General features: G+C 54.0%; 22 protein-coding genes. All 22 read left to right on the top strand.

The features are described 5' to 3' along the window. Positions 1-25: 25 nt before the first annotated feature. The 22 genes from P156_RS0104690 to argS all read left to right on the top strand — a co-directional run bounded on the left by P156_RS0104690 (position 26) and on the right by argS (position 25,891). Complete coding sequence (locus P156_RS0104690) at positions 26-1,300, top strand: ArsB/NhaD family transporter (protein ID WP_027869135.1); 1,275 nt, start codon at positions 26-28, stop codon at positions 1,298-1,300. Positions 1,301-1,313: 13 nt separating this feature from the next. Beyond that, positions 1,314-1,799 (top strand): hypothetical protein, encoded by a 486-nt coding sequence (locus tag P156_RS0104685; protein ID WP_027869134.1) that lies wholly within the window; start codon positions 1,314-1,316, stop codon positions 1,797-1,799. Positions 1,800-1,882: 83 nt separating this feature from the next. After that, on the top strand, positions 1,883-2,641 hold the full coding sequence (locus tag P156_RS0104680; RefSeq protein ID WP_027869133.1) for an acyl-[acyl-carrier-protein] thioesterase: 759 nt from the start codon (positions 1,883-1,885) through the stop codon (positions 2,639-2,641). A 73-nt stretch (positions 2,642-2,714) separates the two neighbouring features. Further along, complete coding sequence (locus tag P156_RS0104675; RefSeq protein ID WP_027869132.1) at positions 2,715-5,243, top strand: heavy metal translocating P-type ATPase; 2,529 nt, start codon at positions 2,715-2,717, stop codon at positions 5,241-5,243. Continuing rightward, positions 5,236-5,517 carry a GIY-YIG nuclease family protein gene (locus tag P156_RS11610; protein ID WP_081818447.1) on the top strand — a complete coding sequence of 94 codons (282 nt, stop codon included), beginning with the start codon at positions 5,236-5,238 and terminating at the stop codon, positions 5,515-5,517. The genes P156_RS0104675 and P156_RS11610 overlap by 8 nt, the downstream gene beginning before the upstream one ends. Before the next feature lie 201 nt (positions 5,518-5,718). Then, entirely contained in the window at positions 5,719-6,144 is a 426-nt protein-coding gene (mraZ, locus tag P156_RS11605) for a division/cell wall cluster transcriptional repressor MraZ (protein WP_242838697.1), read from the top strand. A 9-nt stretch (positions 6,145-6,153) separates the two neighbouring features. Next, positions 6,154-7,089: a 16S rRNA (cytosine(1402)-N(4))-methyltransferase RsmH gene (gene rsmH / locus P156_RS0104660; protein WP_027869131.1), complete on the top strand. Its 936-nt coding sequence runs from the start codon at positions 6,154-6,156 to the stop codon at positions 7,087-7,089. A gap of 9 nt (positions 7,090-7,098) precedes the next feature. After that, positions 7,099-7,425 carry a hypothetical protein gene (locus tag P156_RS0104655; RefSeq protein WP_027869130.1) on the top strand — a complete coding sequence of 109 codons (327 nt, stop codon included), beginning with the start codon at positions 7,099-7,101 and terminating at the stop codon, positions 7,423-7,425. A 108-nt stretch (positions 7,426-7,533) separates the two neighbouring features. Further along, positions 7,534-9,513 carry a penicillin-binding transpeptidase domain-containing protein gene (locus P156_RS11600; protein WP_051600651.1) on the top strand — a complete coding sequence of 660 codons (1,980 nt, stop codon included), beginning with the start codon at positions 7,534-7,536 and terminating at the stop codon, positions 9,511-9,513. 15 nt (positions 9,514-9,528) lie between these two features. Then, positions 9,529-10,494: a phospho-N-acetylmuramoyl-pentapeptide-transferase gene (gene mraY, locus P156_RS0104645; RefSeq protein WP_027869129.1), complete on the top strand. Its 966-nt coding sequence runs from the start codon at positions 9,529-9,531 to the stop codon at positions 10,492-10,494. Positions 10,495-10,519: 25 nt separating this feature from the next. Next, positions 10,520-11,884 (top strand): UDP-N-acetylmuramoyl-L-alanine--D-glutamate ligase, encoded by a 1,365-nt coding sequence (gene murD, locus P156_RS0104640; protein ID WP_027869128.1) that lies wholly within the window; start codon positions 10,520-10,522, stop codon positions 11,882-11,884. Between the two features lie 19 nt (positions 11,885-11,903). Next, positions 11,904-13,109: a putative lipid II flippase FtsW gene (gene ftsW / locus P156_RS11595; protein WP_081818446.1), complete on the top strand. Its 1,206-nt coding sequence runs from the start codon at positions 11,904-11,906 to the stop codon at positions 13,107-13,109. Beyond that, positions 13,106-14,200 carry an undecaprenyldiphospho-muramoylpentapeptide beta-N-acetylglucosaminyltransferase gene (gene murG / locus P156_RS0104630; protein ID WP_027869127.1) on the top strand — a complete coding sequence of 365 codons (1,095 nt, stop codon included), beginning with the start codon at positions 13,106-13,108 and terminating at the stop codon, positions 14,198-14,200. Before ftsW ends, murG begins: the two co-directional genes overlap by 4 nt. Positions 14,201-14,215: 15 nt before the next feature. After that, positions 14,216-15,325, top strand: coding sequence for a cell division protein FtsQ/DivIB (locus P156_RS0104625; RefSeq protein WP_027869126.1), 1,110 nt, complete (start codon positions 14,216-14,218; stop codon positions 15,323-15,325). A 73-nt stretch (positions 15,326-15,398) separates the two neighbouring features. After that, complete coding sequence (ftsZ, locus tag P156_RS0104620) at positions 15,399-16,529, top strand: cell division protein FtsZ (protein WP_027869125.1); 1,131 nt, start codon at positions 15,399-15,401, stop codon at positions 16,527-16,529. A gap of 56 nt (positions 16,530-16,585) precedes the next feature. Beyond that, complete coding sequence (locus P156_RS0104615) at positions 16,586-17,350, top strand: RNA methyltransferase (RefSeq protein WP_027869124.1); 765 nt, start codon at positions 16,586-16,588, stop codon at positions 17,348-17,350. A gap of 27 nt (positions 17,351-17,377) precedes the next feature. Then, positions 17,378-18,400, top strand: coding sequence for a phenylalanine--tRNA ligase subunit alpha (gene pheS, locus P156_RS0104610; protein ID WP_027869123.1), 1,023 nt, complete (start codon positions 17,378-17,380; stop codon positions 18,398-18,400). Between the two features lie 13 nt (positions 18,401-18,413). Then, on the top strand, positions 18,414-20,861 hold the full coding sequence (gene pheT / locus P156_RS0104605; protein WP_027869122.1) for a phenylalanine--tRNA ligase subunit beta: 2,448 nt from the start codon (positions 18,414-18,416) through the stop codon (positions 20,859-20,861). Positions 20,862-20,885: 24 nt separating this feature from the next. Continuing rightward, the gene (zapA, locus tag P156_RS12725; RefSeq protein ID WP_051600649.1) at positions 20,886-21,347 is read left to right on the top strand and encodes a cell division protein ZapA; all 462 of its coding nucleotides are present in this window, start codon (positions 20,886-20,888) and stop codon (positions 21,345-21,347) included. 4 nt (positions 21,348-21,351) lie between these two features. Next, positions 21,352-23,733, top strand: a complete 2,382-nt coding sequence (locus P156_RS0104595) for an endonuclease MutS2 (RefSeq protein WP_027869121.1) — start codon at positions 21,352-21,354, stop codon at positions 23,731-23,733. A 3-nt stretch (positions 23,734-23,736) separates the two neighbouring features. Further along, a complete protein-coding gene (locus P156_RS0104590) occupies positions 23,737-24,180 on the top strand; it encodes a DUF523 domain-containing protein (protein ID WP_027869120.1) in 444 nt (147 codons plus the stop codon). Further along, positions 24,173-25,891, top strand: a complete 1,719-nt coding sequence (gene argS, locus P156_RS0104585) for an arginine--tRNA ligase (RefSeq protein WP_027869119.1) — start codon at positions 24,173-24,175, stop codon at positions 25,889-25,891. The genes P156_RS0104590 and argS overlap by 8 nt, the downstream gene beginning before the upstream one ends. The last annotated feature ends 25 nt before the right edge of the window (positions 25,892-25,916 follow it).

Genomic DNA, 25,916 nt, shown 5'->3' with positions numbered 1-25,916 from the left:
ACATGTTAATTAGGGAGGTAATAAGGTGAGTCCGCAGGCTATTTCTATCATCATTTTCGCAATCACCATCGTGGCGATCGTCACGGAGAAGGTACACCGTACGAGTGCCGCCTTGGCTGGCGTTGTGCTTCTCCTTCTAACAGGGGTCCTGAGCATGGAGACGGCTGTCAAGCATGTCGATTTCAATACGCTCGGCGTACTTCTGGGGATGATGTTGTTCGTGGCGGTGGTACGCCACTCTGGATTGTTTGAGTACATTTCCATCAAGGCAGCCAAGTTGTCCCACGGAGATCCCTGGAAGATCACGGTGGCGTTTATGGTAATTACAGCGATCTGTTCCGCTTTCCTGGACAATGTGACCACGGTGCTGCTCATGGGGCCCATGACCATCACCATGGCCAAGATGCTGAAGATCAATCCGACACCGATCCTGTTGGCACAGATCGTGTCGTCCAACATCGGTGGTACCATGACCATGATCGGTGACCCACCGAACATCATGATCGGAAGTGCGGCGCACTTCACGTTTCTGCAGTTTATCGAAAACACTGGGATCACCTGCCTGATCGGACTTGTCGTTGTGATCTTCGGGTTCAAGACCGTATTCAAGAAGCGGCTTGGGGCCAGTGATGAGGCCATCGACCAGGTAATGAGTCTGGATGAGAACAAGGCCATCGCAGACAAGAACCTGATGCTGACCAGCGTGTTCATGATCGGTGTGGTAGTGGTCGCGTTCATGGTCCACGGCAAACTGGGGATCGACAGTGCCACCGTCGCCCTTACCGCTGGTGTCATCATGATGATCATCGGACGGCAGGATATCGAGGAAGTGGTCAGAGACGTGGAATGGACCACCATCCTGTTCTTCATCGGACTGTTCATCGTTGTCGGTGGTATGGTAGAGACCGGTGTGATCAAGTCCTGTGCGGATGTGATCATGAACATTTCAGGAGGAAGAGTCTTGCTCACCATGGTGATCCTGCTGTGGGCTTCCGCCTTCTTCTCTTCGATCCTGGATAACATCCCGTTCGTAGCCACCCTGATTCCGCTGATTCAGGCGATGGCAGCGGAGGGTATGGATGTGACACCTCTCTGGTGGGCCATCTCTCTGGGCGCCTGCCTGGGCGGGAACGGAACTATGCTGGGCGCATCGGCCAACGTGGTGCTGTGCTCGATCGCAGGAAAGAACGGCTATCCTATCACCTTCAACCAGTATGCCAAGGTGGGTATGCCGGTAATGATCGTCACAGTGGCCATCGCTAATGTGTTCCTACTTGTGAAATTTGGCCTGTTTGCTTAATTAGGAGGTTACTATGTTTACCGATCGTGTAGATGTCGACATCGTCAACAATATTCTCAGACAGAAGGGGGCAACCCGGATCAAGACGTTCCATGCGTATGTCAATATCGTGACGTTTGTGCTGGGAAAGGATTTTGAGGTCCAGTATGTCTACAATATGAAGGAAGAAGAGAACAACTACCTGGAAAGAGTTTCTCCCGTACCGTATTATATCGGGGAACCAGTGGATGGTGATGCGTTGGTAGAGATGATCATGGAGGATCTGAGGTCCTACCAGGAGGCTTTTGAGAGTAACAACTTCCCCATCTATCTGGACATCAGCAAGAAGGTCTACCAGGCAAGACGGGAGATCGAGAGTCTCTTCCTGGACGAGGATTACGCCAAATACGATATGCTGAAAGACGTAAACGACCTGTTAGATCAGCTGCTTGACAAGCTGGAGGATACAGCAGAGGAAATGATCCCGGACGAGGGCGTGGATCCGACGGTTATTGAATAGTAAAGGGACAGTTTCCTGTCCGTAGGAAAGAACTCTGAGAGGGTTGGCCTCACAGAGTTCTTTTGTAAAAAGGGAGGTAGCCTATGAGTTATTACTGCGCCGATTTTGAGATCGGCTGCCATGACACTGACGAGAATAACAACGTGCGTCCCACAGAGCTGGTGCGGCTTCTGCAGGAGACCGCGAACCGCCAGATGAGAGACAGGCGGCCGTCCTATGTGGAATTTTTCAACATGGGGAAGGCCTTTGTCATCACCAAACTATCTGTGGAGATATTTGACCAGCTCCACCAGTTTGATAAAGTGCAGGTGCGCACATGGACCTGCCCCGGGAAGGCAGCCACCTTCCCCAGGTCTTATCAGATCTGGCGGGGAGAGGAGTTGGTGGTACGGGCGCACAGTGAGTGGGCCGTGCCGGACAGGTTTACTGGAAAACTCAGTAAGACCACCGAGATCGACATCTCCGGGTACGAACGGGACGAGGCGCTGACGCTGCCTCTCCTGAAGCGAATCCGTTTTCCAAAGGACATGGCCTTCCATCCGGTGGATAAACACCAGGTCCGTTACTCAGAATGTGATATGAACCGGCACATGAACAACACCAACTATTTTAACCTTCTGTGGGATCGGATCCCGGAAGTCATGAGAAAGCAGGTCACCTCTCTTAACGTTCGATTCATACACGAGGCGCCACTGGGAGGAAACATCCAGATCACCATGGCGGAGGCAGAACAGAAAATGGCAGGGGATCCTCGGGCGGAAGAAGTCTGGGCTTTCAAAACGGCTGTTTCGGAGGGGACCAATGTGGAGTGCCTGATCGGCGTGAAAGAAATAGATGATTGACCGAGACCACCTGAGGGTATAAAATAAGGTGAGTTAGAGAAAGCTTACTGAAAGGTGGTGTAAGGATACATCGATGAAGCAATACACAGTAACCGGAATGAGTTGCGCAGCGTGTCAGGCCCGGGTAGAGAAAGCAGTGAGCGGGGTGCCCGGCGTGACTTCCTGCGCGGTGAGCCTGCTGACCAATTCCATGGGGGTGGAGGGAAGCGCTTCGCCCCAGGAAGTGATCAAGGCGGTGGAAGCAGCGGGCTACGGTGCGAACGAGAGAGGGACGGAAGGGACTTCTTCCGTGCACAAAGCCTTCTTCGCGGAGGAGGAAGAAGCGCTTAGGGACCACGAGACTCCGGTCTTGAAGAGGCGTTTGCTGATCTCCCTGGGATTCCTGCTGGTGCTGATGTACTTTTCTATGGGGCACAGCATGCTGGGACTACCTCTTCCGGAATTCTTCCATGATAACCCGGTGGGGTTGGGACTGGTGCAGATGCTCCTGTCCGCCATCGTCATGTATATCAACAAGAAATTTTTCACCAGTGGTTTTCGGAGCATGTTCCATCTGGCGCCGAACATGGATACCCTGGTGGCCATGGGCTCTGCAGTGTCGTTTCTGTGGAGTCTTGTGGTGCTCTTCCAGATGACAGGGCAGCAGGCGACGGGAAACGCAGAGGCGGCGATCGCGGGCCTGCATAACCTGTACTTTGAGTCTGCGGCTATGATCGTGACGCTCATCACTATCGGCAAGATGCTGGAGGCGATGTCCAAGGGCAGGACCACCGATGCCCTGCGCGGACTGATGAAGCTCGCGCCTCAGACGGCTGTCCTGTGGAGGGATGGGGAGGAGAAGGAAGTGCCTATCGAGGAAGTGCATCCTGGAGATGTGTTCGTCGTAAGGCCCGGAGAAAGCGTTCCGGTGGATGGTGTAATCACAGAAGGGGAGACGGCCCTGGACGAGTCCATGCTCACCGGAGAGAGCATTCCGGTGGATAAGCACGTGGGCGATGCCGTTTCGGCGGCGACCATGAACCAGTCCGGGTATATTCGAGCGACCGCGACACGGGTGGGAGAAGATACCACCCTCTCGCAGATCATCCATATGGTCAGCGATGCGGCCGCCACCAAGGCTCCCATTGCCAGGATCGCGGACAAGGTCTCCGGCGTGTTCGTGCCGGCGGTGCTTCTCCTGGCCGTTTTGGTAACAGTGATCTGGCTCCTTGTTGGACAGACACCAGGGTATGCATTGGCCCGAGGGATCTCTGTGCTGGTGATCAGTTGCCCCTGTGCGCTGGGGCTGGCCACGCCTGTGGCGATCATGGTGGGGAGTGGTATCGGTGCCAGAAACGGTATCCTTTTTAAAACAGCAGAATCCCTGGAGATGGCCGGCCGGGTGAATACGGTGGTACTGGACAAGACAGGAACCATTACCAGTGGTACGCCGGAGGTGACTGATGTGGTCCCGGCGGAAGGTGTAAGCGAAGAGCGTCTGCTGAAATCGGCTTTGGCGTTGGAACAGCGCAGCGAACACCCTTTGGCCAGGGCGGTGGTCCGAGAGGCAGAAAACAGGGCCCTGGTCTCAGGGGAAATCGAGAAGTTTCAGGCGGTGGCCGGAAATGGACTCACCGGGAAGCGGGAAGGCAGGACACTGGCAGGCGGGAACGCATCTTTCCTCGGTGGATTCGCAGTGATTCCCAGGGAAGCGGAGGTCAGAGCATCCGTGCTATCCGAAGAAGGCAAGACCTGTCTCTTCTTTGGTGAGGAATCCAGATATCTGGGAATGATCGCGGTGGCAGACACTATCCGTGAGGACAGCCCAGAAGCCATAAGGCAGATGCAGAATCAGGGTCTTCACGTGGTCATGCTTACCGGTGATGAGAAGAGGACCGCAGAAGCCATCGGTCGACAGGCTGGTGTGGATCAGGTTATCGCCGGAGTCCGTCCGGATGGGAAGGATCGGGAGATCCGCAGGCTCAGAAGGGGCGGGCGTGTGGCCATGGTTGGCGACGGAATCAATGATGCGCCGGCCCTGACCAGAGCGGATGTTGGGATTGCCATCGGAGCCGGTGCGGATGTGGCGGTTGACGCGGCCGATGTGGTGCTGATCCACAATCGGCTGACAGATGTGGCGGCGGCGATCCGGCTTAGTCGGGGGGCGGTGCGGAACATCCACGAGAACTTGTTTTGGGCGTTTTTCTACAACGTGATCCTGATCCCTGTTGCGGCAGGCGCATGGGTACACCTGACTGGCTGGACCATGAACCCTATGCTGGGAGCGGCGGCGATGAGTCTGTCGAGTTTCTGTGTCTGCATGAATGCATTGAGACTGAACCTGTTCCGCTTGTATGATACGGGCAGAGACAGAAAGATTAAACAAACATATAAACCTGAGGAGGAAATGGAAATGGAAAAAACAATGAACATCGAGGGTATGATGTGCACACACTGTGAGGCGACTGTCAAAAAGGCGCTGGAAGCTGTTGCGGGTGTGGAGAGCGCAGAGGTAAGCCACGAAGCCAACAAGGCTGTTGTTACTCTGTCCGCAGAGGTGGGGGACGAAGTGCTCACCAAGGCCGTGGAGGACAAGGATTACAAGGTGCTCTCGGTTGAGTAAGAACTACACCTATATACTCAGGTGTGCAGATGGTACGTTTTACACCGGTTGGACTACAGATCTCACACGGCGGGTCGATGTCCACAACAGCGGCCAGGGTGCCAAGTATACCAGGGCGAGGCGGCCAGTAGAACTGGTGTATTACGAAACCTTCGACACTCGTCAGGATGCCATGCAGAGGGAATGTGCCATCAAGAAGCTTACTCGGGAACAGAAGGTGGCGCTGGTGGAGCATCAGGTGGCAGCCGGTGGGGACCAAAAAGAGAACCAGTAGTCGTGAATAGTAGAATAGAAAACCCCGAAGCACAATATATAGTGTTTTGGGGTTTTTTCGTGGGGAAGGAAAGTGTTGTTTTGTGAAATAAAGTGGGGATAATACCCAAAAAAATGGAAAAAAGAATTGATAAGTGGGGGAGTGTGGTGTATTATGAAGATGTATCAATAAAGGGGTATAAGGGAGTTCAGCCAAATGTTCATGGGCACGTATCACAACTCCATAGATGCTAAGAAAAGGTTGATCGTGCCGCAAAAGCACAGAGACCAGTTAGCAGGCAAATGCGTCCTTACTAAGGGGATGGATACGTGCCTCTACATTTACTCCATGGACGAATGGGAACGTCTGGTTACGAGAATGGCTGAACTGCCGGAGTCGGATCCGGATGTCCGTGATGCCATCAGAGACCTGATGAGCAACGCGGCAGAGTGCGAGTTTGATAAACAGGGGAGGATCATCGTACCGCAGGTACTGATCGATTACGCGCACATACAGAAGGATCTGATCACCATGGGTGCTATGAACAAGGTGGAGATCTGGGCCAAGGAGGTCTGGGACTCCCCGGATGACAGCACCAGAAGGGGAACCGGAGGTTATTCGGAAGCACTTGCCAAGTATAACTTCTAAGACAGTAAGATGGATTTCAAGCATGTGCCGGTATTGCTGGATCAGTGCATAGAGAATCTCAATATCAGGCCGGATGGGGTGTATGTGGATGGCACGATCGGGGGAGCGGGCCATTCCGTACACATCTGTGAACGCCTTTCGGGGGAAGGGACGCTCATCGGCATCGACAGAGACCAGGATGCGCTGAAAGCGGCAAGGGAGAGACTTGCAGGGATGTCCTGCAGGAAATACTTTGTTCAAGCATGTTACGCCGACATCAAGGCAGTACTTGCGGAATTGGGAATCGAGAGAATCGATGGAGCCCTTCTGGATATTGGGGTTTCTTCTTTTCAGTTGGACAATGCGGAGAGAGGATTTTCCTACATGCAGGACGCGCCGCTGGATATGAGGATGAACCAGGAGGATACGCTCACCGCGTATGATATCGTCAATACCTACGATCAGAGAGAGATCGCAGAGATCATACGCAAATACGGGGAAGAGCGATGGGCGGCGCGGATCGCGCAGTTCATCGACAAAGCAAGAAGAGACAAGCCGATCGCGAGTACGGGCGAACTGGTGGAGATCATCAAGGCTGCCATACCTGCGAAGGCGAGAAGAAACGGGCCTCATCCGGCGAAGCGGACGTTTCAGGCGCTTCGAATCGAGGTCAATGACGAATTGGGACAGCTCGAGAATGCGATCGATGACTATTTCGATGTCCTCGATCATGGGGGACGGTTCTGTATCATTACCTTCCACTCTCTGGAAGACAGGATCGTGAAGGAGAAATTCCAGAAGAGAGTCCACCCCTGCACCTGCCCGCCGGAGTTTCCGGTGTGTGTTTGTGGCAAGGTTGCAGATGTCAGAAAGGTGACCGGCAAGCCGATCATTCCAGGCGCAGAGGAGGAGGAACAGAATCCGCGAGCGAGGAGTGCCAAACTCAGGGTATGCGAGAAGATATAGGGGTTAATCATGAGTGCAAGGGATAAGAGAAGACTGGTCATTTCTATTTTGTTGATCGGATTTATCTGTGTCGGCATGGTGGTCATGCGGGCATGGGCAGCGGAGATTCGCTGTGAGAACAACAATCTCAACGAGTTGAATGAGCAACTGGCCAGTGACATCGATACGCTGGGCGTGAAGATCAGTTCGGCCAACAGCGCCGGTACCATCGAGCAGATCGCCAAGGATCGTCTTGGGATGGAATACCCTACGGCTGCCAACTGCCAGCCGCTGAAGGACAGCGACAAGCCGAAAAAGAACTTTGCGGCAGCCATTCGGGAAGAAGCTTACAATTAACCCTTGAAAAAATCACAATTTGTTTTACAATTGAATACGGAATGCCAGACAAATACATAGGAAACGATCTGTCTGGCTTTTTTTGGTAATAGGAGAGAGTTACGAAGCATGGGCAGACAAGTAACCAAACTGAATAAGAACAGGATCAAGCTGATATTCTTCTTTCTGGTGCTTTTGATGATCCTGCTTGCTTTCCGTCTGGCATGGATCCAGATCGTGCGTGCGGAGGAGTACACAGACAAGGCCATCGACCAGCAGATGAAGGATATGCCGGTAGAGGCTGCCAGGGGCGATATACTGGACTGCAACGGGGAAAAACTGGCTACCAGCGTCCGCTGTTACAGTATCTGGGTCAGACCGGAGTTGATGCGGCAGAACTACACGGCAGAGGAGATCGAGGATTACAGTCAACGACTTTCGGTGATCTTGGACAAGGATTTTGAATCGGTGAAGGGAGTGATCACCTCAACAGACAGCCTCAGGCGTGTTGCCAGGTATCTGAACAAGGAACAGATCGACACCATCAAGCGCATGGATCTGAAGGGCATCGAGATCGTAGCCAGCACCAGGCGGCATTACCCGCTGGAGACCAATGGCGCGCAAATGCTTGGGAGTGTCACTGATGATAATATTGGCAGGACCGGCATCGAGGCCCAGTTCGACAACTACCTCAGCGGTGTGTCCGGAAGATGGATCAAGGACACCGATCTGAACGGTGATACGTTGGCCTATGGAAGCCAGCGATATTTTAAGGCGAAGGATGGACTGAACGTCCGCCTGACCATCAACTCCGTCCTTCAGAACTACGCCGAACAGGCTTTGAAGAAGCAGATGGAGAAGGCCAAGTGTGATCGAATGATGTGTCTGGTTATGGATCCCAAGACCGGGGATATTCTGGCCATGGTGACAACGCCATCTTTCGATCCAAACGATGCTTCGCAGCCTGTCACAAAGAAAGAAAAAGAAAAGTTCGAGAAGATGAACGCCGACCAGCAGAGCGAGTACCTGAGCCGGCTCTGGACCAACCCCATCGTCAGCGATCTGTATGAGCCAGGCTCTACTTTCAAGTTGATAACTACCTCCTCCGCACTGGAGGAAGGGGTCACCAACCTTGCGGACAGGTTCGAATGTGTCGGGTCTGTTCCGGTGGGAGGGATCCGGCTGAACTGTACGGCGACCCATGGCAAACAATCCCTGGTGGAAGCCGTGGGTAATTCCTGCAATCCGGTACAGGTAGCGCTGGGACAGAGACTGGGAAAGGATCGCTTCTATAATTATCTGGAAATGTTCGGGATCACTGATCCGACCCATGTGGATCTGCCGGCAGAGACCTCTGCGATGGTCCAGGACAAGGACAGCGTTGGTGATGTGGAACTGGCGACGATGTGCTTTGGCCAGGGAATCGCGCTGACTCCGATCCAGATGCTCACAGCGGCTTGTGCCATCGGTAACGATGGCGTCCTCATGCAGCCTCGTATCGTTACAGAGATGACCGATAAGAACGGGAAGGTCGTCAAGAAATTCAAGACAAAGGCAGTCCGCAAGGTGTTCTCCACCAAGACGGCAGATGAGATGAAAGAGATCATGGAATACGTCGTTAACGAAGGCGGCGGGACCAGAGCGCAGATCCCCGGTTACCGGATCGGAGGCAAGACCGGTACGGCCAACAAGGCAAAGAACGGTCACTATACATCCAAGACGGACTGTTCTTTCATCGGGATGGCACCCATGGAAGATCCCAAGTTCGCTATTCTCGTCATCGGTGACAACCCAAAGAAAATGCACTTCGGTGCGACGGTGGCGGCGCCTGTGGCCAGGCGGTTCCTGGAGAAGGCATTGGCCTACTACGAGATCGGCCCTCAGTATTCCAAGGAAGAAAAGGAGCAGAACAACGTAGGGCCAACCTATGTGCCGGATGTGACTGACCAAGACAGTTCCAGCGCCAAGGCGGAGATCCGAAGTGCGGGACTCAAGCCAAAGGTCAGCCCGGATACGGGCGACAAGAAGGCGTTTACCGTGGTCGACCAGTACCCGAAGGCCGGGACCAAGGTCTTCAAGGGCGGCACGGTGTACATATATAAGGAGTAGGAGAGGACAATCGTTATGAAAGTATTTCAGTTCATTTTGATCATCGTGGTAGCGTTTCTGGAGGGGCTCGTACTCACCTCTATCGAGATTCCTATCCTCAAGCACAGGCAGTTTGGACAGTTTATTCGTGAGGAGGGACCCAAGTCTCATCTAAAGAAACAAGGTACCCCTACTATGGGCGGTATCGCCATCTACCTGACGATCATCTTTGCTTCGCTGATCGGCACAAAGCCCGGGACAGATATGTGGGTCATGATCGCCGCTGGTCTGCTGTTCGGGCTCATCGGGTTCCTGGACGATTACATCAAGGTGGCGAAGAAGCACAATCTGGGCCTGCGGGCATGGCAGAAGCTGGTGCTCCAGATCGCCCTGGGGCTGGGCCTGGGTTACTACATCCAGGCATTTACTGAGAATGGGAGCACGGTATGGATTCCCTTCGTCGATAAGTATGTTGATTTTGGTATCTGTTTTGTGCCCTTCGTTGCCTTTGTCATGGTGGCGATGGCGAACAGCGTCAACCTGACCGATGGAATGGATGGTCTGTGCAGCGGAGTGTCTATCATCTTTGCGCTGACGTTTGCGCTGATCCTGGCAAGGGTGGGGGCTATCCAGAGCTCCGTTTACCTGATTGCAGTGGCTGGAGCGTGCGGCGGATTCCTGGTCTACAACAAGTACCCCGCGCAGATATTCATGGGAGACACCGGGTCCATGGCATTGGGGGGCGGTATGACCGCTGCCATACTCCTGTCGCGGATGGAACTTCTGATCCCGCTTGCGGGGCTGGTGTTCGTGGCAGAGGCTGTTTCCGTGATCATGCAGGTGGGATACTTCAAGGCGACCGGCGGGAAGAGGATCTTCCGGATGGCGCCCCTTCATCATCATTTTGAGGAGGGCGGCATGAAAGAGACCAGGGTGGTGCTCATGTTCTGTCTGGCCACGGTAGTCTTCTGCGTGCTCACTTTGCTGATTGCACTGATATAGTATTTTAGAAAGAAGGATAGAGATAATGAGTAATCTTGACAACATGAAAGGAAACCGCGTTTTGGTGGTCGGGTTCGGTCGCAGCGGACAGGCCGCGGCCAGAGTGATGGCTCGTATGGGCGCGGAAGTTAGCGTCCAGGACGCCAAGAAAGAATCGCAGATCGACAGCAATCTCCTGACTTTCTACAGGGGACAGGGTGTGACGTTCTATCTGGACAGCATGCCACCTGACATGGGAGCTTTTGACCAGATCATTCTGAGTCCGGGTGCCAGCCCGGAGCTCGGTTTTGTGCAAGAAGGAAAAGAGAAGGGGGCAGAGATCATCGGAGAGCTGGAAATCGCCTACCGTGTCGGCAAGGGGAACTACGTGGCTATCACCGGAACCAACGGGAAAACCACGACCACAACGCTGGTGGGAGAGATTTTTCGGGCAGCCGGTCGCGGAACCTATGTGGTCGGGAATATCGGCACAGCGGTCATCAATGCTTCTACCGAGTCCAGTGAGAAGGATTGGCTCGTGACGGAGTGCAGCAGTTTTCAGTTGGAAACCACCAGGTACTTCAAGCCGGTGGTCTCAGCGATTCTGAACCTGACCCCGGATCACCTGAACCGTCACCACACCATGGAGGCATATGGGAAGGCAAAAGCGAAGATCTTTGCCAACCAGACGGAAGCCGGGTATCTGGTGATCAACCAGGATGACAGGCTTTGTTTCAGTCTGGCAGAAGGATGCCGAGCCAGGATCGTGCCCTTCAGTGTAAAGCAAGAGCTTCCCTTCGGCGCATTTCTGCGCGGAGATACGCTGGTTCTGCGAGATGACGAGAAGGAAATCGAGATCTGTACGCGCGGGGACCTGAAGATCATCGGGATGCACAACGTGCAGAACGTGCTGGCGGCTGCGGCCATCAGTTACTTTGCAGGGATCGAACCGGCGGTCATCACCAGGGTGGTGAAGGAGTTTGCGGGAGTCGCGCACCGGATCGAGTACTGCGGAAAGGTGGACGACGTCCTCTATTACAACGATTCCAAGGGGACCAATACAGACGCGACCGAGATCGCGCTGCGGGCCATGGAGAGGGACGTCATCCTCATTGCCGGTGGCGATTCGAAGGGACAGGATTTTGGGACGCTGGTCAGATTGTTCCCCGGCAAGGTGAAGCATCTGGTGCTTCTGGGGCGGGACGCGCATTTTATCCGCGAGGCATGTGATGCCATCGGCTATGGAGACTATACATTCTGTAAGGACATGGAGGAATGCGTCCGAACAGCGGCTGCGCTGGCCTCCCCAGGGGATGTGGTACTGTTGTCGCCGGCCTGTGCCAGCTGGGATATGTACAATAATTTTGAACAGAGAGGTGACCATTTCAAGGACTGCGTGAGCAGACTGTAGAGAGAAGGATGATCATAGGATGAACAAGGTCAAGGGACTCTACAACGAAATACGACAGAAGCAGGAACCCTGCGATTTTCTCGTGGTGATTCTGGTGCTGGTCCTGGCGGTCTTCGGGATCGTGATGGTGTTCAGCGCCAGCTACTACAAAGCCATCAATGAAGCAGGGTCCCCTTATTTCTATTTGCGCAAGCAACTTGGGTTCGCGGTCATGGGCTGTGTGGCCATGTGGCTCTTTTCCAGAATCGACTACCACAGGTTCCGCAAGAGCGGCCCGATCCTGGTGATCATCGGTCTGGTGCTCCTGGGATTGATCTTTACACCGGTAGGTCTGACCGTCAACGGTGCGACCAGATGGCTGAAGGTGGGACCGTTCACAGTCATGCCGGGAGAACTTGCAAAGCCGATCCTGATCCTGTTCACCGCGGGGGTGCTCTCCGCCAATGACAGGAGCAAAGCCAGGTGGAAGGTTTGGGTCATGCTGATCCTGGTGGGCCTTGTGTTTGCCGGGCTCATCATCAGACAGCCTAACCTGTCCACCGCCATTACAGTGGTAGGGATCATCGGCTGCATGCTCCTGCTTTCCGGATTTCCACTTCCCATCGCCGGCGGTATGCTGGCGGCGATGGTGGCCGGTATTGCCCTCCTGGGGACCACGGGTACTTATTGGGGGAAGAGGATCACCAGTTTCATGGATCCTTTTCAGGATCCCAAGGGAGACGGTTTCCAGGCTGCCCAATCTCTGCTCGCTCTGGGTACGGGCGGCATTCGTGGATTGGGGCTGGGGAAGAGCGTCCAGAAGACGCTATATCTTCCAGAACCACAGAATGACTTTATCCTGGCCATCATAGGAGAGGAGCTGGGACTTATCCGGGTTTTGCTCCTGCTGCTCCTGTTCATGGTATTGATCTGGCGCTGTTTCCTGGTGGCCATGCACGCACAGGACAAGTATGGCATGTATGTGTCTGCGGGCATCACGCTGATGATTGGCCTGCAGGTAGTCCTAAACGTGGCGGTGGTGACTTCCTCCATGCCGCCTACAGGGATCTCCCTGCCTTTTGTGGGATATGGAGGGAATACGATCGTGATCTTCCTGGCCTGTATGGGGATCCTGCTTAACATATCCAGATCATCGGATCTGGCGCCTTTGATTCAGCCAAAACCGGAGAGCGAAGAAAGCAGGGTGGAGAAGGTTCGCAGAAAACAAAGGGAGAATGCGATATGAGAGTGATTATGACCGGCGGAGGAACGGGGGGGCATATCTATCCCGCCATCGCCATCGCCGACAAAATAAAAACAGAACAGCCGGATGCGGAAATCCTCTATGTGGGGAATGAGATCGGGCTGGAGAAGGACATCGTTCCCAAGGCGGGCTACGAGATGGCCTTTGTATCTGCCAAGTGGATCGATCGCAGCAATCCGCTAAAGATCCTGGACACAGGATTCGCGACGCTGCGAGGTGTCTGGCAGGCTGGAAACCTCATGAAGAGATTCCGGCCGGATGTAGTGATCGGCACCGGGGGCTATGTTTGCTTTCCGGTGATCTACGCTGCTCACCGATATGGTGCCCGGTGCTATCTGCATGAGCAGAACGCATTCCCTGGTGTGGCCAACAAGAGCCTGGAGCGCTATGTGGACAAGGTTTTCCTTGGATTTCCGGAAGCGTCCGGGCTATTTCACCATCCGGAGAAACATGTGGTGACAGGGAATCCGGTCCGAAGAGACTTCTATGGGGTGGACAAAGCCGCCGCCAGGGAGCGTCTGGGGATCGGGCAGAACGACTTTGTGATCTTCTCCTTTGGAGGAAGCCAGGGCGCCGAGGCCATCAACAATGTGGTCTTTGACCTCATGAGAGAGGTGAACGGCACCCAGGGGATCACATTGCTATTCGGCACCGGAGGCTATTATTACGAGGATATTCTGGCGCGCTGCAAGGAGCAGGGGATAGACCCTGCGGAGAATGTCCGGATCAAACTTTATATTGACGATATGCCGGACCATCTGGCAGCCTCTGATCTGATCATCGCAAGGGCTGGTGCTCTGTCGGTGGCAGAGATCTGTGTCAGCGGACGGGCTTCCATTCTCGTTCCTTCGCCTAACGTGACGGGAAACCATCAGTACTTCAATGCAAAATCGGTGGCAGACAGAGGCGGTGCTATTCTCATAGAGGAGAAGGAGTTCACCAGTAATCGCCTGAACCGAGAGGTAGCAGTGCTCCGGGATGATCCGGACAGGCTGCGCAGCATGGAAGAGGCCAGCCGGAGTTGTGTGCCAGGTGATGCAACAGAAGTGATCTATCGTAATCTGCAGCGATAGACAGGGGAACAGAGTATGAGTCAGAAACAAGAGACGACGCGGCTGATCCAGGAGCTCGCCGAAGCCGAGGGAATGCCTGAGACAGAAGAGGCCGTAGAGGAGAAGGGTATCGAAGAGGAAACGCTGCCTGCCGAGCCGGTGGAAAGGCCAGAGGAGGCGGAAGCGGAGGAGCAACTGGAAGAACCTGAAACGCAAGAGGAGACCTCGGATCCTTTTGAGGTACCGGTCTACCTGCGTCCTGGGGAACCGCGGGAGACAGATCCGGAAGAAACTGTGCTGGAGGAAGGGGACGAGGAGGAGATGCCACTCCCTGAGGGAATGGAGGAGATGGAAGATGCTCCCGAAGAACCGGAGGAACCGGTGATGCAGGAGATCTCCTTCCGCGATATACCCAGAAAACGAAAGGTGCGGAAGAAAAAGCATTATCTGATGCGGGCGTTCATGATCATTGGATTCCTGATCCTTATTATTCTGGTACTCCTGTCTCCGCTGTTCGACATAAAACACATCAAGGTCGAGGGGAATCTGTATTATACAGACAGGCAGGTCATCAACATGAGCGGAGCCAGAACCGGACAGAATATCTTTCTGCATGCAGGGGCGGGGGCGATCAAGGATTCGCTGGGTCGAAGTCCCTATTACGCAGATGTGAACGTGCACAGAAGGCTGCCGGACACCCTTGTGATCCAGTTGGATGAACGGCCGCAGGTGGCTTCTCTGAAGTTCGGAGAGGAGTACGTGATCATCGATGACAAGGGGCTGGTCCTCCGGGTGAGCCCGTATATGCCCAAACTGACACTCCTCACGGGTCTCACTCTGAGCAGGATCCAGGTAGGGGAGAAGATCGATGCAGAGGAGAAACTCAATCTGGCGACCACATTGGATATGATCAACACCATGGAAGAGGGAGATCTCTTCTTCAAGAAGATCAGCATCGGCGACCTCAATATCCAGGCATATATCTATGATACGCTTATGGTAAACGGGCGCCCCGCTAATATCAAGCGCTCCATCGAGAGGGGAGACCTGCAGAAGGTTGTCAATAAACTTTATAAGAGCAAGACCAAAAGAGGCATCATAACGGTAGGAGATGACGATTATCTGTCATTTTCCCCAGAATTTTAGCAAAAAAACATAGTGCAAAGATACACATTATATGGTAAAATACTGTTAATATGGGATCCAAGGAGGCAGTTACATGTTGCAATTTGAAAATGAACAGAAGACAGGTGCAATTATCAAGGTAATCGGCGTCGGCGGGGGCGGATGCAACGCTATCAACAGAATGCTGGAGACGAATCTGCAGGGTGTTGAGTATATCGCAGTTAACACAGATAGCCAGGCATTGAGCCGCTGCAATGCAGAGACGAAGATCCAGATCGGTGAGAAGCTGACCAGAGGTCTGGGAGCCGGTGGCAATCCGGAAATCGGACAGAAGTCAGCGGAGGAGACGCTGGATACGATTGCAGACATCATGGAAGGCACAGACATGGTCTTCATCACCGCTGGCATGGGCGGTGGTACCGGTACCGGCGCGGCTCCCATCATCGCAAAGGCAGCGAAGGACATGGGCATCCTGACCGTCGGTGTAGTGACTAGACCGTTCTCCTTCGAAGGAAGGAAGAGATCCGCACAGGCTGAGCTGGGGCTGAACTTCCTGAAGAAATACGTCGACTCTCTGGTTGTCGTTCCAAATGACAAGCTGCTGGAGAACTGTGACAAGAACACATCCATGGTAGATGCGTTCGCTATGGCAGATGACGTGCTCCGCCAGGGCGTACAGGGTATCTCGGATCTGATCTCCGATTTCGCTCTGATCAACGTAGACTTTGCGGATGTCAGATCGGTCATGACTGACAGAGGCATCGCGCATATGGGTGTCGGACACGGAACCGGTGACGACAGAGCCAAGGAAGCGGTTCTGGCTGCTGTAGACAGCCCGCTTCTTGAGACTGAGATCAACGGCGCCAAGGCCATCCTGCTTTATATTGCAGGCGGTTACAATCTGGGCATGATGGAGGTCAACGAGATCGCCAGCCTGGTGGAAGAGAAGGCAGACGATGAAGCGATCCTGATCTTTGGTGCTGCGGTCAGCGAGGATATGGAGGATGAGATTTCCATCACCGTCATCGCGACAGGTTTTGAGGATGAGGAGAAAGACGACAAGGTCGGCTTTCAGCAGGTAGAGCAGATGCAAGGCAAGAAGAAAGTCGTCACTCCTGAGGGCCTGGAAGGCACAGAGGTGACCATCGGCGACCTGTTCGGGGATAGAGATGAGGATCCGAAGGATTCCAAGTTCGACATTCCCAGCTTTCTCAACGAAGAATAATTAACAAGTTGGTTTCGTAAAAGCCGGCCACACGCCGGCTTTTTCATACTTATGTTATGGATTACCATATTTCATCACCGGAAAACAGGATCTACAAGGACTGTGTCAGACTTGCAAGAAGGAAATACCGGGAACGGGAAGGCCGCTACCTGATCGAGGGGCGCAACATTGTCCAGGAGGCCATTGCCTCCCAGGCAGAAGTAGAGACTGTTCTCCTGCGGGAGGATGTCAGCCCGGAGCAGGAGTACGCGTGTCGTGTCTGTACCATGGATGGTAAGTTATTCGACCGTATTTCTCAGACCGAGACCAGTCAGGGTGTGATCGCCATAGTCAGGAAGAACCGCGATGCAGAGGATGGATTTCAGAAGGCCATCCCTGATGGCGGGAATTTGCTTGTCCTGGATAAGGTGCAGGATCCGGGGAATATCGGAACCATGATCCGGACAGCAGAAGGCGCAGGATATGCCGGTGTCCTGTGTGTCAAGGGGACAGGCGATCCCTACAGTCCCAAGGCAGCACGGGCCGCAGCGGGATCCCTCTTCCGCATGCGGATCTGTACGGGTGTCGAGGAGCATGCGCTGGCAGCTATGCTTTGTGCCATGGGCAAGCGAATGGTAGTCACTGCCATGGAAGGCGAGGATTACCGGGAGGCGTCGCTGCATAGAGATATCGCACTGATCATCGGCAATGAGGGGAACGGTGTGAGCCGGGAGATCATGGAGCAGGCGGATCTGCGTGTCCGTATTCCCATGGCCGGGAAACTGGAATCACTGAACGCATCTGTGGCCGCGGGCATATTGATGTACGAGGCTGCGAGATAATATATAGAATAATGAGGTATAGTGACAATGCAGGAAAATCTACAGAAAGTATTAGAAGAAGCGAGGAAACAGCTTGAGAATGCGAAGACCCTGGCAGACGCGGAAGACGTCAGAGTCAAGGTCATGGGTAAGAAAGGATCCCTGACACAGATCCTCCGCGGTATGGGCAAGCTGTCCAAGGAAGAAAAGAAAGCGATGGGACAGTCTGCCAACGAAGCGAAGGGCATCTTTGCGCAGTTGCTGGAACAGAAGAAGGCAGAGATCAAGAAAGCGGCCAGAGAGGCGCGATTCCTGGCGGAGACCATCGATGTGACAGAGCCGGCGGCCAAGGTGACCATCGGTGTGCAGCATCCGGTTACTCAGGTCATCAACGAGATCGTGGATATCTTCCGCTCTATGGGATATTCCGTTTATGAGAGCCCGGAGGTAGACACCGTATATAACACTTTTGATGGTCTGAATTCTCCGGAGTTCCACCCTGCCAGAGATATGACAGATACCTTCTATATTGACAAGGACATCGTGCTCCGCCCACACACCTCCTCCGGTGAGGTGAGAGCGGAGAAGGAACTGCCCCTGCCTTATAAGATCGTCATCCCAGGGCGTTGTTTCCGCTGCGACACGCCTGATGCCACCCATTCGCCCACCTTCCATCAGGTGGAGATGATGGTCATCGGTGAGGGCATTACCATGGCAGACCTGAAGGGCAGCCTGGATCACATGGCAAAGAAACTCTTTGGGCCGGAGACCAGAACCAAGTTCCGTCCTCATCACTTTCCCTTTACGGAGCCCAGCGCGGAGATGGATGTATCCTGCTTCAAGTGCGGCGGCAAGGGCTGCAATGTGTGCAAGGGCAGCGGATGGATCGAGATCCTGGGCTGCGGAATGACGCACCCGCACGTACATAAGGCCGGCGGTATCGACACCGAGAAATACACGGGATTCGCAGTCGGTATGGGAGTAGAGAGAATTGCAATGCTGAAATATGGAATCGATGATATCAGACTTCTCTATGAGAACGATATGAGATTCATCAATCAGTTCAAATAGGAGGTCTGCAGCTATGATAGTATCAGTAAACTGGTTAAAAGATTATGTCGATATAGATGTGCCTGTCAAGGAGTTCTGCGACAGGATGATCATGTCCGGTTCTAACCTGGAAACCTGTACTGAGATCGGCACAGGAATCGAAGGTGTCAAGGTAGGCCGCATCGAAAAGATCGAGCCACACCCGGATGCGGACAAGTTGGTGATTTGCCGGGTAAACATCGGACAGCCGGAGCTTTTGCAGCTGGTTACCGGTGCAGACAACATCTACGAAGGGGCCTATGTGCCCGTTTGCGTGGATGGGAGCAGGATCCCCGGACCGCTCCACGGACAGCCGAAGGTAGAGGGTGGCGTGGAAATCCACAGCGGGCAGCTGCGGGGCGTTGACAGTTACGGCATGCTCTGCGGTCCGCAGGAACTGGGTTTCGATGACAAAGTCGCCCCCTATATTTCCAAGGACGGTATCTGGCTGCTGCCGGGTGACTGGTCGGACAAGCTGGGCGCGGACTTTGCGGAGGCACTGGAACTTGAGGACAGTGTGGTCGATTTTGAGATCACCCCTAATCGCCCTGACTGTCTGTCCATGCTGGGCATGGCGAGAGAGGCAGCGGCCACCTTCGGGACAACTATGAAGTATCCCGACACTGAGTGTGCCAGAACCGATGAAGAGTCCGGCGATTACATCAAAGTCACCGTCAAGTCGGATCTGTGCAGAAGGTTTACCGCCAGAGTCATCAAAGACGTCAAGATCGAGCAGTCCCCCTGGTGGCTGCAGAAGAGATTGATGGCGGCAGGGATGCGTCCTATCAACAATATGGTGGACATTACCAATTTCGTTATGATGGAATACGGGCAGCCTATGCATGCTTACGACATCCGAAGCCTTGCCGGCGGCGAGATCATCGTAGATACCGCCGAGGCAGGCAGCAAGTTCACCACCTTGGATGGGGAGGAACGGACGCTGGAAGAAGATATGCTCATGATCAATGATGCCGAGAAGCCGGTAGGTGTGGCCGGTGTCATGGGTGGGCTGAACTCGGAGATCGAGAAGGATACCAATACGGTGGTGCTGGAGTGTGCCAACTTTGTGGGATCCAGCGTACGGCTCACCGCCAAGAAACTCGGTATGCGTACAGAGGCGTCCAGCCGGTACGAGAAGGGGATCGACCCCAACCTTTGTGAGGCTGCGGCAGACAGAGTCTGTAAACTCGTGGAGATGCTTGGCTGCGGCAAGGTGCTGAACGGCTCTGTGGATGTCTACCCTGAGGTGGTGAAAGCACCTACCGTGAAAGCCAGAGTCAGTCGGATCAATGCGGTTCTGGGAACAGACATCACCAGAGAGCAGATGGAATCCTATTTCCATGCCCTGGAGATGAAGGTAGAGGGCGAAGGCGATGATATGTACATCACACCGCCTACCGTACGCCAGGATCTACTGGAAGAAGTGGATTATGTGGAAGAAGTGGCCAGGATGTTCGGATACGACAACCTGCCGATGACGCTGCCGGATACCGGGTCTCAGACAGAGACACCACTTTCGTGGGAATTGCGCCAACTTACCAGAAACACCCTTTGCGGCATGGGAGCCAACGAGATCCAGACTTACTCCTACTCCAATGACAAGGTGCTGGATAAGACCGGGATCGATGAGGATTCCTGGGAACGGAATTTTGTACGGATAATCAACCCCATGGGAGAGGATACCTCCGCGTTGAGGACGATCCTGACACCGGGCATGCTGGAAGTACTTGGAAGGAACTACAATCGTAAGGTGGAGGCTGTGCGTGCCTACGAGATCGGAAACACCTTCATGAAGAACCTTATGGAAGAGCATGCGCTTCCGGACGAGTCCTACAATCTCAGCCTCGGATGCTATGGCAAGGAGGAGGACTTCTTCTCTCTGAAAGGTATGATCGTGGCACTGTTGGACAAGCTTGGGATCCACAGGCTGAAGTTTGAGGCGGAATCGGAGTACAGAGTATACCATCCGGGTAGATGCGCCCGTATCCAGACACTGGACAGAAACGGACAGCTGGTGGAGTTGGGCATCATGGGCGAGATTCATCCGGATGTGGCGGAGAACTACGGCATGGACTGCAGGGTCTATGCTGCAGAACTGTTCTTCGACCTTATCGTGGAACTTTCCGACAGAGAAGTGATCTACAAGCCTCTGCCGAAGTTCCCGGCGACCTCCAGAGATATCGCGATGATCGTGGAAGAAAGGCTGCCTGTGGGAGATGTGCTGATGGCCATTCGGCATATGGAGGCGGATATCCTCGAGAAGGTGGAGCTGTTCGACGTATTCCGGGGTGTCCAGATCGGCGAAGGCCGCAAGAGTGTGGCGATCAGTGTCACCTACAGAGCCGAGGACAGGACATTGACCGATGATGAAGTGGATGAGGTCCACGGAGATATATTGCAGATGCTACGGCAGCGGTTTGGTGCCGTGCTTCGCGAAAGATAGAGTAATGCAGGAAGAGGTGAAATCATGAGCGAAAAGGTGCAGGTTAAAATCTACGGACAGACATACAGCATCACAGGTGACAAGACCAACGAGCAGATCCAGGAGATCGCAGATTATGTGGACGAGAGGATGCGCCTCATCTCTAAGATCATGGGGAGGAACGGGACCAGCAGTACAGCGGTTCTGACAGCCGTGAACATCGGAGAGGAACTCTTTGATCTGAAGGAGGAGATCGAGCGTCTGCGTACGGCGAACGACCAGTTGGAAAGAGATTCTGCTCACTACATCAAGCTCTGGGAAGATGCCAAGAAGAGTTATAAGCAGACCAAGGAGAGCATCGACAAGATGAAGATGGACGGAGAGAAGGAAGAGCAGAAGTATGAGGAACTGAAGGCCAAGTGCTCCGAGTTCGAGAACCAGATCTTCGACCTTCAGATGGAGAACATCCAGCTGAAGAGCCAGATCGAGAAGATGCAGAAGGACTGATCCGATGAACGACAAAGCGCTGGGAATTCTGGAATACAACAAAATCAAGGCATTACTGAAAGAAGAGGCGGGGTGCGTCATGTCCAGAGAGATGGCGGACGCACTGTCGCCCTATACAGACCCCAGGGTGATCGCTGAGGAACTAAGGTCAACTACGGAAGCAGTTGACCTTATTGTGCATAAAGGGCCACTGCCGACCGGTGGTCTTTACGATGTGGAGGGACTGGTCTCACTGGCCAGGAAGGGGGGCTGTCTGACCATGCGTCAGCTGCTTCAGATCCATTACGACCTGTCCATCGCCAACCAGGTGGTGACCTTCCTTCACGGGGATGTGCCGGAGATGCCACTTCTCATGTCAATGGCAGAACTGATCGTTCCTCACGAAAGATTGGAGAAGGAGATCGATCGCTGTATCGTCTCCGAAGATGAGATGGCGGACAGCGCATCACCCAGGCTGCGGGACATACGGCGGAGCATCATGAGCCAGAACGATTCTATCCGAAATCGTCTGAATCGTATCGTCAACAGCCGGAGCAACCAGCCCTACCTGCAGGATGCGATCGTGACCATCAAGGACGGCCGATATGTGATCCCGGTCAAACAGGAGCACAGGGCCCACTTCCCGGGGATCATACATGACCAGTCCAAGGCGGGGGCCACACTGTTTATCGAACCTCAGGCCATCGTGGACATGAACAACGAACTACGGGAATTGGAACTGGCGGAGCAGCAGGAGATCACTCGCATCCTCCAGAGCCTGTCGGATCAGGTGGGAGAGTGTTACCACGACCTGAAGAACAACCAGAAGCTTTTGGGCCAGCTGGATTTTGTCATGGCCAAGGGGAAACTCTCCCTTCGCCTGAAGGCCGAGGCCCCAAAGCTGTCTGAGGACAGTGTGTTGGATCTGCGCCAGGCCAGGCACCCGCTGCTTGATCCTTCCAAGGTAGTGCCCATCGATGTGGCGGTGGGCGGCGACTACCGAACATTGGTAGTGACCGGACCGAACACCGGCGGCAAGACCGTCACCCTGAAGACTGTTGGGTTGCTGTCGATGATGGCACAGAGCGGACTGCATATACCGGCCTCCTGTGAGAGCAGGATCCCGGTGTATCACGAGATCTTTGCGGATATCGGCGACGAACAAAGCATCGAACAGAGTCTGTCCACCTTTTCCTCGCACATGAAAAACATCGTTCGCATCGTGGAGGGGGCGACGCACGGGGCGTTGGTTCTGTTGGATGAACTTGGCGCGGGCACAGACCCCACGGAGGGAGCGGCCCTGGCCATCGCCATTCTGGAGCAGTTATATCGCCAGGGAGCGCAGACGGTGGCTACCACCCATTATAATGAACTGAAGAAATATGCTTTGTCCACCGACGGTGTGCGCAATGCATCAATGGAGTTCGATGTGGAGAACCTGAGCCCAACCTACCGGCTGATCATCGGCACGCCTGGAAAGTCCAATGCGTTTGAGATCTCGCGGAAACTGGGATTGGCAGATGGCCTGATCCAGAGGGCCTCAGACCTGATCGAGCACGGTGACATCGAGTTTGAAGATGTGATCGGGGCTATCGAGGAGGATAAGAAACGTGCGGAGGCCGAGCGGGACGAGGCAGTGCGGATCGCAGAGGACATGAAAGCCAGGCAGCTCCAAATGGAAAAGGAACAGGAGAAGTTCGATAAACAGCGAGAGCGCATGATGCAGGAAGCCCGGGAGGAGGCTCGCGGGATCCTGAAGGAAGCGAGGGAGACTGCCAGAGAAGTCCAGCAGGAACTGAAGGAGCTATCCAGGATCGACAGTCTGGGCGAGCGCAACAAGAGGTTCGACAAGAGCAGGCGCAAGCTGAAAGAGAAAGAAGAGAAATATGCGGAGCGGGTGGTGAAGCAGGTGAACACAGATCCTGTTTCTGCTTCGCAGCTCAAGGTGGGGGACAGCGTCCGGGTGCTCTCTCTGGAACAGAACGGAGAACTGTTGAGCCTGCCTGACAGCAAGGGGCATGTATCTGTACAGATCGGTATCCTGAAAACCACCGTCCCACTGGAGGATCTGATGATCGTGGTGGATGGCAAGAAGACCAAGGCCAAGAAAACCGGCCGTACTTCTTATGGAAACCTGATGCGCAGCAAATCCCAGTCCGTAAAAACATCCATCAATGTTCAGGGAGAAAACCTTGACAGCGCAAGGATGGATGTGGGAAAATATATAGATGACGCTTATATCGCAGGGCTGAAGGAAGTCACTGTGATCCACGGCCGGGGGGAGGGGATCCTTGCAGCCGGCCTGAGGAAAGCGCTCAGGAAAAACAAGAACGTAGCATCGGTGCGCCCTGGTAAGTTCAATGAGGGTGGCGATGGTGTTACGGTGGTGAAACTGAAAACGGAGTAGCGTATGTACATTGTCAGCGCCTGCCTGCTGGGCAACAATTGCAAATACAGCGGGGGCAACAATCGAAACGAGGCAGTGCGTGCGTTCCTTGCGGAGCATACATGCAGCATCGTGTGTCCTGAACTGGCAGCGAGACTGCCAATGCCAAGACCGCCTGCAGAACGGCAGGGGGAGAAGGTCATCGATCGAGAGGGAAGGGATCTGACCCAGGCTTTCCGAGATGGCGCGATTCTCTCCTGGAATCGTGCGCAGAGAGAAGCAGAGAAGGCCGGAGAACCTATTGAAGGAGCGATCCTGAAGGCGAACAGTCCTTCCTGTGGCAGCGGGATGATCTATGACGGCAGCTTTTCCGGGACACTGGTTCCCGGAGATGGGGTGTTTGCCGCCCTGCTTAAGGAGAATGACATAAAAGTTATAACAGAAAAGGAGATAGACAGACATGATTGATTACAAGAAGAAGATTGCTGAGATTCTGTGTTCCCACGTCACAGATCTGACTGCCGAAGAGATCGAGGAGATCGTAGAAGTACCGCAGGACAAATCCAATGGAGACTACGCATTCCCCTGTTTCCGCCTGGCCAAGGTGCTGCGCAAGGCACCGCCTCTGATCGCCAAGGATATCGCAGAGGGGATCAAGGACGATCCTCTGTTTGAGAAGGTAGAACAGGTCAACGCCTATGTGAATATGTTCATCGATGCGGAGGAGTACCTTAAGGACACCCTGAAGGAAGCTCTGGACAGTGAGAACTTCGGTAAGTCCGACGAAGGAAACGGAAAGGTGATCACCATCGACTTCTCCTCCCCGAACATCGCCAAACCATTCCACATCGGCCACATCAGGAGTACGGTGATCGGAAACTCCATCAATCTGATCTATCGCAATCTGGGCTACGAGGTAGTACGCCTGAATCACGTTGGGGACTACGGTACCCAGTTTGGTAAGATGATCGTGGCATACCGGAAGTGGGGCGATGAGGACGAGGTCAAGGCAAACCCCATCGAGACACTGCTGGGGCTGTACACCAAATTCCATCAGGAGGCAGACAAGGATCCGGAGCTGGAGGATGAGGCGAGGAAGGCCTTTGTCAAGTTGGAAGCCGGCGAGGAGGAAGAAGTTCGCCTCTGGAAATGGTTCTCAGACGAGTCTCTGCGGGAGTTCAATCGCGTGTATGACATGCTGGAGATCGAGTTCGACGAGATCGATGGTGAGTCCTTCTATACAGACAAGATGCAGCGTTTCATCGATGAGTTGAACGCTAAGAACCTGATGCATGAGTCTCGCGGCGCCAATATCGTGGATCTGGAGGAGTGGGGTATGCCGCCGGCACTGATCACCAAGAGCGACGGGTCGACCCTGTACATCACCAGAGATATTGCGACTGCCGTCTATCGTGACGAGCACTACCATTTCTATAAGAACATCTACGTAGTGGCAACGCAGCAGAACCTGTACTTCCAGCAGCTGTGGAAGGTACTGGAGCTCCTGGGCTATGACTGCTACAAAGACTGCGTCCATGTTCCTTTCGGTATGGTCAGCATGGAGAGCGGCACTATGTCCACCCGTTCTGGAAGAGTTATTTTCCTGGAGGACGTGCTTAATAAGGCCGTTGACCAGACCAGGGAGATCATCGCAGAGAAGAATCCGAATGCAGATCCGGAGTTCATCGACAAGGTTGCCCACGAGGTTGGTATCGGCGCCGTGATCTTCCAGGAGCTGTCCAACAACAAGATCAAGGACTACGTATTCAAGTGGGATAAGGTCCTGAACTTCGACGGTGAGACCGGTCCCTATGTTCAGTACACCCATGCACGCTGCTGCAGCGTTATGAGAAAGGCCGGTGAAGAGGTCTGCGCCAAGGCGCAGAGCGGCGACATCGACTACAGCAAGATCACCGGTAAGAACGCCTTTGAGCTTGGAAGACTTCTCCACGACATGCCGGATGTGATCCACGAGGCTGCCGACAAGTACGAGCCTTCCATCATCACCCGTCATGTGGTGAACATTGCTCAGGCATACAACCGCTTCTATCACGATGAGCACATCCTGACAGAGAATGAGGATGAAAAGATCGCCAAGGTTGCACTGACCATTGCGGCCAAGAACGGCATCAAGAACGGGCTGGCGCTTCTGGGAATGCATGCGCCTGAACGCATGTAGTCTGTGCAGGAATAGACAGGAAAGG

It is taken from the genome of Eubacterium sp. AB3007, from assembly GCF_000688015.1.
In the GTDB taxonomy this organism is placed as follows: Bacteria; Bacillota; Clostridia; order Peptostreptococcales; family Anaerovoracaceae; genus Aminicella.
This window is presented reverse-complemented; position numbering and strand designations above follow the sequence as displayed.